The following is a 6,690-nucleotide window of genomic DNA, read 5'->3' as shown; positions in this document are numbered from 1 at the left end:
TGGGCGAAGGCACGACGTTCTTCTTCACGCTCAAGGATGGTGCGGACCAATCCTGATCGCTTCCCAAGGACGACCGGTTGTAGCACATGGGGGCTCTTCGCCGTGAACGACGGGTGTCTGGGTAGAGCGGTCGGCTACAGCTCAGGCTGACCTATCTCAGACGTTTAAACGGTCTGCCGAAGACTGCGGGGCGGCGTGTGGCGTTATGTTAGGAACGATCACCTCGTCCGCGCTCATGATGCCTTGAGCCTTGCCCGACATCTTGGCCTGATACATGCGGGCGTCGGCCAGTTCAATCAGTGCTGGCCAGTCTTGGGCATTATCGGCGATGCGTTCGGCGACACCGATGCTCGCAGTCACTGGTTGGCCGTCGGGGCGAGTGCCCAGCCACTCGTTCACGATGCGCTGGATGGCGATCCGCTGGCCTTCAGCGGAGGCGCTGCCGAGGACCACCACGAACTCCTCGCCACCCCAACGGATGATGGTGTCCGAACTGCGCAGCAGCCGGGTAAGGTTGGTGACTGCGTTCTTGAGCACCCAGTCCCCAGCCTCATGACCATGGGCATCGTTTACGCTCTTGAAGTTATCAAGATCGAGGAAGGCCACAGCAAAGGAGCATCCCGCTGGCATGACAGTCGGAATTGTGTGTCGATGATTTCGTTGCCGCTGTGGCGGGTGAAGACATTGGTGAGCGGGTCGTGGCTGGCGCGCTGGGTATGTTGATCATGTAGTGGAGCTGGATCATGCTCTCCAGAAGATAGACCCCCAAGATCATACCCAACACCCACATGGTGGACAGCTGACCAACCCAGTCGATCCCATTGGCCAGAATCGGGCCGAGCGTCGCCGCCACGATAACAGGCAGTGCGTATGCCAGTCCTTCGGCCACAGTCAGTGGCATAACCCCCAGACGGCGACGATGATGATCGGTAGGGCAGCATAGAGGGCGCATCGATTGCGGCAGCATTATCAAGTGGCAGTCCCGACAGCGAGAACTGAGCGGCCAGAAAAGGGACACGGCAACGCCAGAAGTGCTGCCAGCAAAAACAAGGCCCGCTTCAGCGTCACCCCGCGATGGGATGCGACGGCAAGTACGATGAAAACGAGCGACGCAAACAACCTCAACCCGGCCAGCCAGCCCCAGCTTGGCCAAGGCAGCACCAAGCGGTCGAGGGCGATCCATGCCAGGGTCAGAAGAGAGAAGGCACTGGCGACTATTCGTATACGTGAGGCAATGGTTTCGGCGCGATGCCGCGTCAGGTAAGGAGGATGGTCAGATGAAATGACTAATTGGCTGACACGGGCGAAGCCGGTGTCGCGGATTATTGAGGAAAGGCGCTGCTGGATATTGATCATCCGAGCAGCCTACGCGAGCCACGTATTGCGATCAATGGAGTGGCAAGGAGAGCGTTCGAGAGCAAAGGTTGCCCCAGACTGCTTGCCACGAGACCAATGGACCAAGCCGCCGACGCGTTCCGAACCCTTCGCTAAATTCCCGTCACGGGATGGAACAAATTATCACGAAGCTGGACTCGACACTTGTGATCATGGACGTGCTAAATTTGACTTAACCGCAACTTCTTGTCGCCAATCAAGGGGCTGTAGCTAGGCCGAGCGAGGGTCTCGACAGCCATATCGCTCGGCTAACGCGATTGCCTTTGGGGCAGGTGGCCTCGTCACTATGGGTGTCCGCATATATCGGCGCATAACCACAGTTTTTCAACGCCGTTGCAGCCACAGCAAGGCGTGGCTCTTGTTCTAATTTGCGCTGAACCTGCCACTTTCTAAAGGCTTCTCGATCCACCGTCGCCGGAAACACGACATGCCTGACATGAATGCTCGGAGAAACACCTGCCAGCCCGCAAATGATGCTGATGTTGCTGTTCTGGAGCTAGTGCGTGGCATCTCAGACAATGCAGACGCAAGTGTGGCCGAGGCAGAGGCTGCGTGGGCTGCGCTTACCGACCTTCCTAGGTCTTTCGATGACCTGGGACGTCATGCTGGCGGTGATCCCGGTCCGCATTGGCGGCTTGAGAAGACACGAGCCTGAAGGCAGTGATGACGCTGAACCTATCGTTCTTTGGAAAATCCTGTTTGGTCATTGCCGAGGCTGGCAATCTTCGCCAACTCATCGTTACCGCCCTGCATCAGATCGGCCTCCCCAACGTGGCGAAGGCCGACGACATAGAAGCCGCCATCTATGAAGTTTCCCAGTCGGCCTACGACGCAGTCATCTGCGCCGAAGCCGAGTTTGCTGGTTCGGTGGAGGTGGTCAAACGCATTCGAAGGGATTGTCGCGGGCCAGCGGCGGCGGTGCCGATAATCTACCTAACCGGAAACATGGACCCAGCCCATTTGTCGATGATCCTCAATTCCGGGGCGAACAGCGTCATGACGCTGCCTATCGGTACGCGGAGCCTGTTGAAGAACCTTACTCGCGCCATGACCGACAGTAGGGAGTTTATTGCTCACCATAATTATCGAGGCCCTTGTCGGCGCGGGAAGAACCGCAACGCTAAATATAGCGGCCCGCGTCGGCGGGCGACAGATAGCAACATTCAAAACCACCGAATCCACCTTCCGGTTCGTCGATGCCAAGAGGGGTGCAGTCTGCTCCGGCCATGAGGGATAATGGGCAGAGACCAGTCCTTCCAAGGGCTGAGGAGATCCCATCCCTGTCTGCACGGGAGGCCACTATCCTTAATGGCGTGAACAAGATCGCGACAAGCATCGAGCGTCTGAGGCAGGACATGCAATCGACTGACAATACCTCGACGCGGCAGCGGTTGCGCGAAGGGTTGCATGAAGCTGCTCACAGGCTGGTCAATTTGCTTTCGCTGGCCGATCTGAGCTATCCCCAAGACGGTCAGAAAGGGAATATCCTGCTTGAGAAACTCGATGCCATCAAAGGCACGTTTCTAAAGGTTTTGGCGGACATTGCCCAGCATAGACTTGAAATTGTTAGTTCCGATATTGACCGCATCATAATGGGAAATGAGTTTCCGCTTGGATGTTCGGAGACGCTTTCCGAAAGGCTTGGCGCGGTTGAGGAAATCGTTATGGTCATGGGCGGGGCGCGAAAATTGGGGGATGGAATGAAACAATCTCTTAGCAGGGCTTGGAGGGATGTTCATCGGATCCAAGAGGCCGAGGGAAATTTCATTCTGGTTGAATTGACACAAGGTAAAAGGGGCTGCGCTACCAAACCCCTGGGCAATAGCCGGTTCATGGATGATGAGTTGCAGGTTGCCGCGAGTCAGGCAGACGTTATGCGGTCTCTGAAAGAGAATGGTTGATACCGTCGGCCAGAAATCCAAGCCCAGTGATAAAAATTTGTCTGAATTTGCCCTGTCGATGGCGATCTGTCCGGTGACCGGCCCCCACGGGCGGCTCCAGATCAAATGTTAGTGAAGCACGGCTGTAATCGCCTGGCCAAGGGGGACGCAGGCTGAGACAGAGGAAAAAATGCCGGTTGATCGTGCCGGGCGCAGAGAAAATTGCCCATCGCCGTTTTCATCACATGTTGAGGAACTCGAAGCTGCTAGAGATGCTGCCGAGTTGCGCGCTGCTTTGGATCGCGTGGTCGAGTCATGGTTGCCTCGCCGCGAACACAAAGCGCCTTTGCACGAGATGATCCGCCTGTTCTTCACGCATCACGCAAGCGGAAACAACGCGACCACACCAGAAAAGCTTCTTATTTTGCGCCAATTCAGCATGGAAACACTTCGTGCTGTCGCCGAGAAACACAAAATGCTGCTTGCTCGGTCGTCAACCCTAGAGGGCGTCGTCGAGGCCACAGCCATTATTGAGGTTGAGGCACCGAGTTATCCGCCTCACACCTCCTTCGAGGACATTTTTGCCGACGCGATGTGCTGGCGTCCTCGATCAATTTTGTCTTTCTTTCATCGCCGCAACCCAGAGTGCGTACGCACTTTGAAGCCATCTTTTGCTCTCTCCCCGGACTTTTCAGAGAAGTTTGAGGCAGTGGTCCGTGCACACATTGTTCCCGCAATGATGAAAAGCCGCACAGTCAGCATTGTCGGATCATCGTGGAAATGGAATCCAGCAACATCAACAGCAGTCGATCTTTGGTCTTTTATCGAAAACGATCCCAATAGTGCTGAGCGCATACGGCAGAGCTGGAATGGAGCCTGGGAAGCCCTATACCAGCGGAAAGTTACCAAGAAGGTAGGCAATGAAACCAAGGAAGTCCTAGTCGCTTCCAAAGAGCTACAGTCACTTCGGCCATTGCTGGAATCTGACCTCTATGATTTGCCGACCGTGCGCAACCGCGAACTCGATCTATTTCGCTCTCTCCTTTTTGAATATGACACCCTGGTTCTAGAGCGAAGCTGGGTCAAGGTGAGGCAAATTTACGAGCAGGAGATGGACCGGCGCTCCTACCAAGACAAGGCGCGTGAGGGAGCCCTGCGTGACTCTCTGCTTGAGGTGTTTGACCGCTTGTCAGATCGAGCCGGTGAGTTTCTTGTCATGCTTGCCTATTTTGCTTTCCCGAATATCGACGTCGCATTCCTTGAAAAGTTCACCCACAACAAGGGCCGGAACCATGCGGATCGAGAGGATCGGGTTCCTTATTTGATGCGGTTTCTCAATCAGGATGGGGTTGCCGAGGTCAAGCTGCTTGAGTCAAATCTTCGTCGCGCCCGCGAGGAGGCGGCCAAAGCGGCAATAATCGCCAACCGATAAATCGTCGGCATTCTGATGGGGCGGTCATGCGGGAAATGGGCGTCCCAATTTTGATTGGTATTCTCGGGTCGGGATGTACAGAGGTCAAGCGCAGTGCCTGGGTAACTCAACTTAGTTTCCGGTATGACCTCACCGTGTGCCCCGCCGTCGTCAGACGGAAGCCCGCGATGAGAAGCGTCTGGGGCCGCTGTTTGCCGGGTGTCCGGCTCCTGACAAAAGGCACTTTCTATGACACTCCCCAATTTTGAGCATCGCAGAATCTTGATGGAATATATATTTTCATGTACATATGCGATGGTAGAGGTCGGTATATAAGTTATTTTGTCGGATATTTGTGCTTTGTTGTCTGTAAGTTTAAAAAATTAGAAGATGCTACATAAATTGTTTTGCTCGGTTATGGGGTGAATCTTAAATCAAACGCGAATTTGTTGCGGTAAGAGGCTGAGTTGCATGGATGTAAAAGTTGACAGCAAGCCGCATGTGATTGGAATTGGGGCCTCTGCCGGAGGATTGGAGGCCCTTAGCCAGTTTGTAGGGGGGCTGCCCCTGGACCTTGGCTGCATTTACGTCATCGCCCAGCACATGTCGCCAACGCATCGCAGCATGATGGCGGACATTCTGTCTCGTGAAACCCGACTGCCGGTTCGTGAACTCGCCGATGGCGAACGCCCCCAACCGGACGTCATATATATCATCCCGCCCGGTACAAATTTGGTTTTCAAGGACGAGTGTTTCGTCCTCAGCCAGGCGTCTCCTGAAATCTCTCCAAAGCCCTCGATCAATATACTTTTTCAGTCCATGGCCGACGAATTTGAGGAGCGCGCCATTGGAATAATCCTTTCTGGCACCGGATCAGATGGCACGAGGGGGTTGAGGGCAATCAAGTCGGCGGGGGGGATTACCTTTGTCCAAATCCCCGAGACCGCCAAATATGATGGCATGCCGCGTTCGGCTATCGATGCCTGTGTGGCTGATCGTATTGTATCACCAGACCAGATTGGGCGCGAGTTAGAGCGTTTGGTGCGCTTCCCAGGCATGCTGCCGAATCTTGAGAGTGGTGAACAGCGGCCCGCTGAGCTATCAGACCTGTTTGAGCGCGTTCGACTGCGCACTAAGATTGACTTTTCCAGCTACAAACTGTCCACGGTCCAGAGACGTTTACAGCGAAGGATGGCTGCTACCAATACCGGAACCCTCTCTGAATATTTGAGCAAGACGGATAGCGATCCCGACGAGCTCGATGCTCTGGCCAAAGAGACGTTGATTTCCGTAACAGAGTTTTTTCGGGACAAGGATGCCTTTCGCGCCTTGGAGAGGCACGCCCGAGAGATTGTGAGCCGTAAACTTCCTGGTGAAGAAATCCGAGTTTGGGTGGTCGGGTGCGCCACTGGCGAGGAAGCCTATTCGCTGGCAATCATGTTTTCGGAATTAGTTTCCGAGAGAGGCATTGGAAGCCGTCTCCAGGTTTTTGCGACAGACATCGACAACAACGCAATGAGCGTCGCTCGGCGGGGTATCTATAACCAGACCGCCATGGCGGAAATGCCCCAAGAATATGTTTCGAAGTATTTTATTCCCTGTGGCAACGGATTTGAACCGACCAAGGAACTTCGGGACTGCGTCACCTTTGCACGGCAGGACGTCAATGTTGATCCGCCATTCCTGCGGCTGGATTTGGTCACCTGCCGCAACGTGATGATCTATTTCAACTCTGATCTCCAAGCCAAGGTTTTATCGATTCTGCGCTATTCGCTTCGCGAAGACGGTCTGCTGTTTCTTGGGCGCTCTGAAACGGTTACCCAGCAGGAGGCCATGTTTGCGTCAGTGGATCGGCGGGCCAGAATCTTCCGTCCACGGGGGCAGAGCCGTCCTATCACTATGGGAAAGCTGGTAAGGGGACAGCTAAAGGTTCCAAGACATGAGCCGAGAAATCCCGACAGATGAGCGGCTTTTTCTGAATGCCCTTGCAGACCATTTTGGACC

Annotated in this window: 6 protein-coding genes; 4 read left to right on the top strand and 2 right to left on the bottom strand. The window is 54.8% G+C overall.

The window, feature by feature from the left end:
* Nucleotides 1–156 precede the first annotated feature (156 nt).
* Both ACV4UZ_RS05810 and ACV4UZ_RS05805 read right to left on the bottom strand, forming a co-directional pair.
* Nucleotides 157–630, bottom strand: coding sequence for a GGDEF domain-containing protein (locus ACV4UZ_RS05810; RefSeq protein ID WP_491599965.1), 474 nt, complete (start codon nt 628–630; stop codon nt 157–159).
* Nucleotides 631–969: 339 nt separating this feature from the next.
* Nucleotides 970–1,356, bottom strand: a complete 387-nt coding sequence (locus ACV4UZ_RS05805) for a hypothetical protein (RefSeq protein ID WP_491599964.1) — start codon at nt 1,354–1,356, stop codon at nt 970–972.
* Between the two features lie 702 nt (nt 1,357–2,058).
* Between ACV4UZ_RS05805 and ACV4UZ_RS05800 the strand changes: the two genes are divergently transcribed.
* From ACV4UZ_RS05800 to ACV4UZ_RS05785, 4 genes are all read left to right on the top strand, one after another.
* Entirely contained in the window at nt 2,059–2,625 is a 567-nt protein-coding gene (locus tag ACV4UZ_RS05800) for an ANTAR domain-containing protein (RefSeq protein ID WP_491599963.1), read from the top strand.
* A gap of 83 nt (nt 2,626–2,708) precedes the next feature.
* Nucleotides 2,709–3,296 carry a hypothetical protein gene (locus tag ACV4UZ_RS05795; protein ID WP_491599962.1) on the top strand — a complete coding sequence of 196 codons (588 nt, stop codon included), beginning with the start codon at nt 2,709–2,711 and terminating at the stop codon, nt 3,294–3,296.
* Between the two features lie 169 nt (nt 3,297–3,465).
* Nucleotides 3,466–4,707: a hypothetical protein gene (locus tag ACV4UZ_RS05790; RefSeq protein WP_491599959.1), complete on the top strand. Its 1,242-nt coding sequence runs from the start codon at nt 3,466–3,468 to the stop codon at nt 4,705–4,707.
* A 450-nt stretch (nt 4,708–5,157) separates the two neighbouring features.
* Nucleotides 5,158–6,651 (top strand): chemotaxis protein CheB, encoded by a 1,494-nt coding sequence (locus ACV4UZ_RS05785; protein ID WP_491599961.1) that lies wholly within the window; start codon nt 5,158–5,160, stop codon nt 6,649–6,651.
* The last annotated feature ends 39 nt before the right edge of the window (nt 6,652–6,690 follow it).

It is taken from the genome of Paramagnetospirillum sp. (assembly GCF_058402745.1).
Note: the sequence above shows the minus strand (reverse complement) of the source record. Positions and strands in the feature narration are given on the sequence as shown.

Bases quoted from the DNA above. Each gene is read 5' to 3' on its own strand.
- ACV4UZ_RS05810 (WP_491599965.1), bottom strand. From the start codon at position 630: ATGCCAGCGGGATGCTCCTTTGCTGTGGCCTTCCTCGATCTTGATAAC.
- ACV4UZ_RS05805 (WP_491599964.1), bottom strand. From the start codon at position 1,356: ATGATCAATATCCAGCAGCGCCTTTCCTCAATAATCCGCGACACCGGC.
- ACV4UZ_RS05800 (WP_491599963.1), top strand. From the start codon at position 2,059: ATGACGCTGAACCTATCGTTCTTTGGAAAATCCTGTTTGGTCATTGCC.
- ACV4UZ_RS05790 (WP_491599959.1), top strand. From the start codon at position 3,466: ATGCCGGTTGATCGTGCCGGGCGCAGAGAAAATTGCCCATCGCCGTTT.
- ACV4UZ_RS05785 (WP_491599961.1), top strand. From the start codon at position 5,158: ATGGATGTAAAAGTTGACAGCAAGCCGCATGTGATTGGAATTGGGGCC.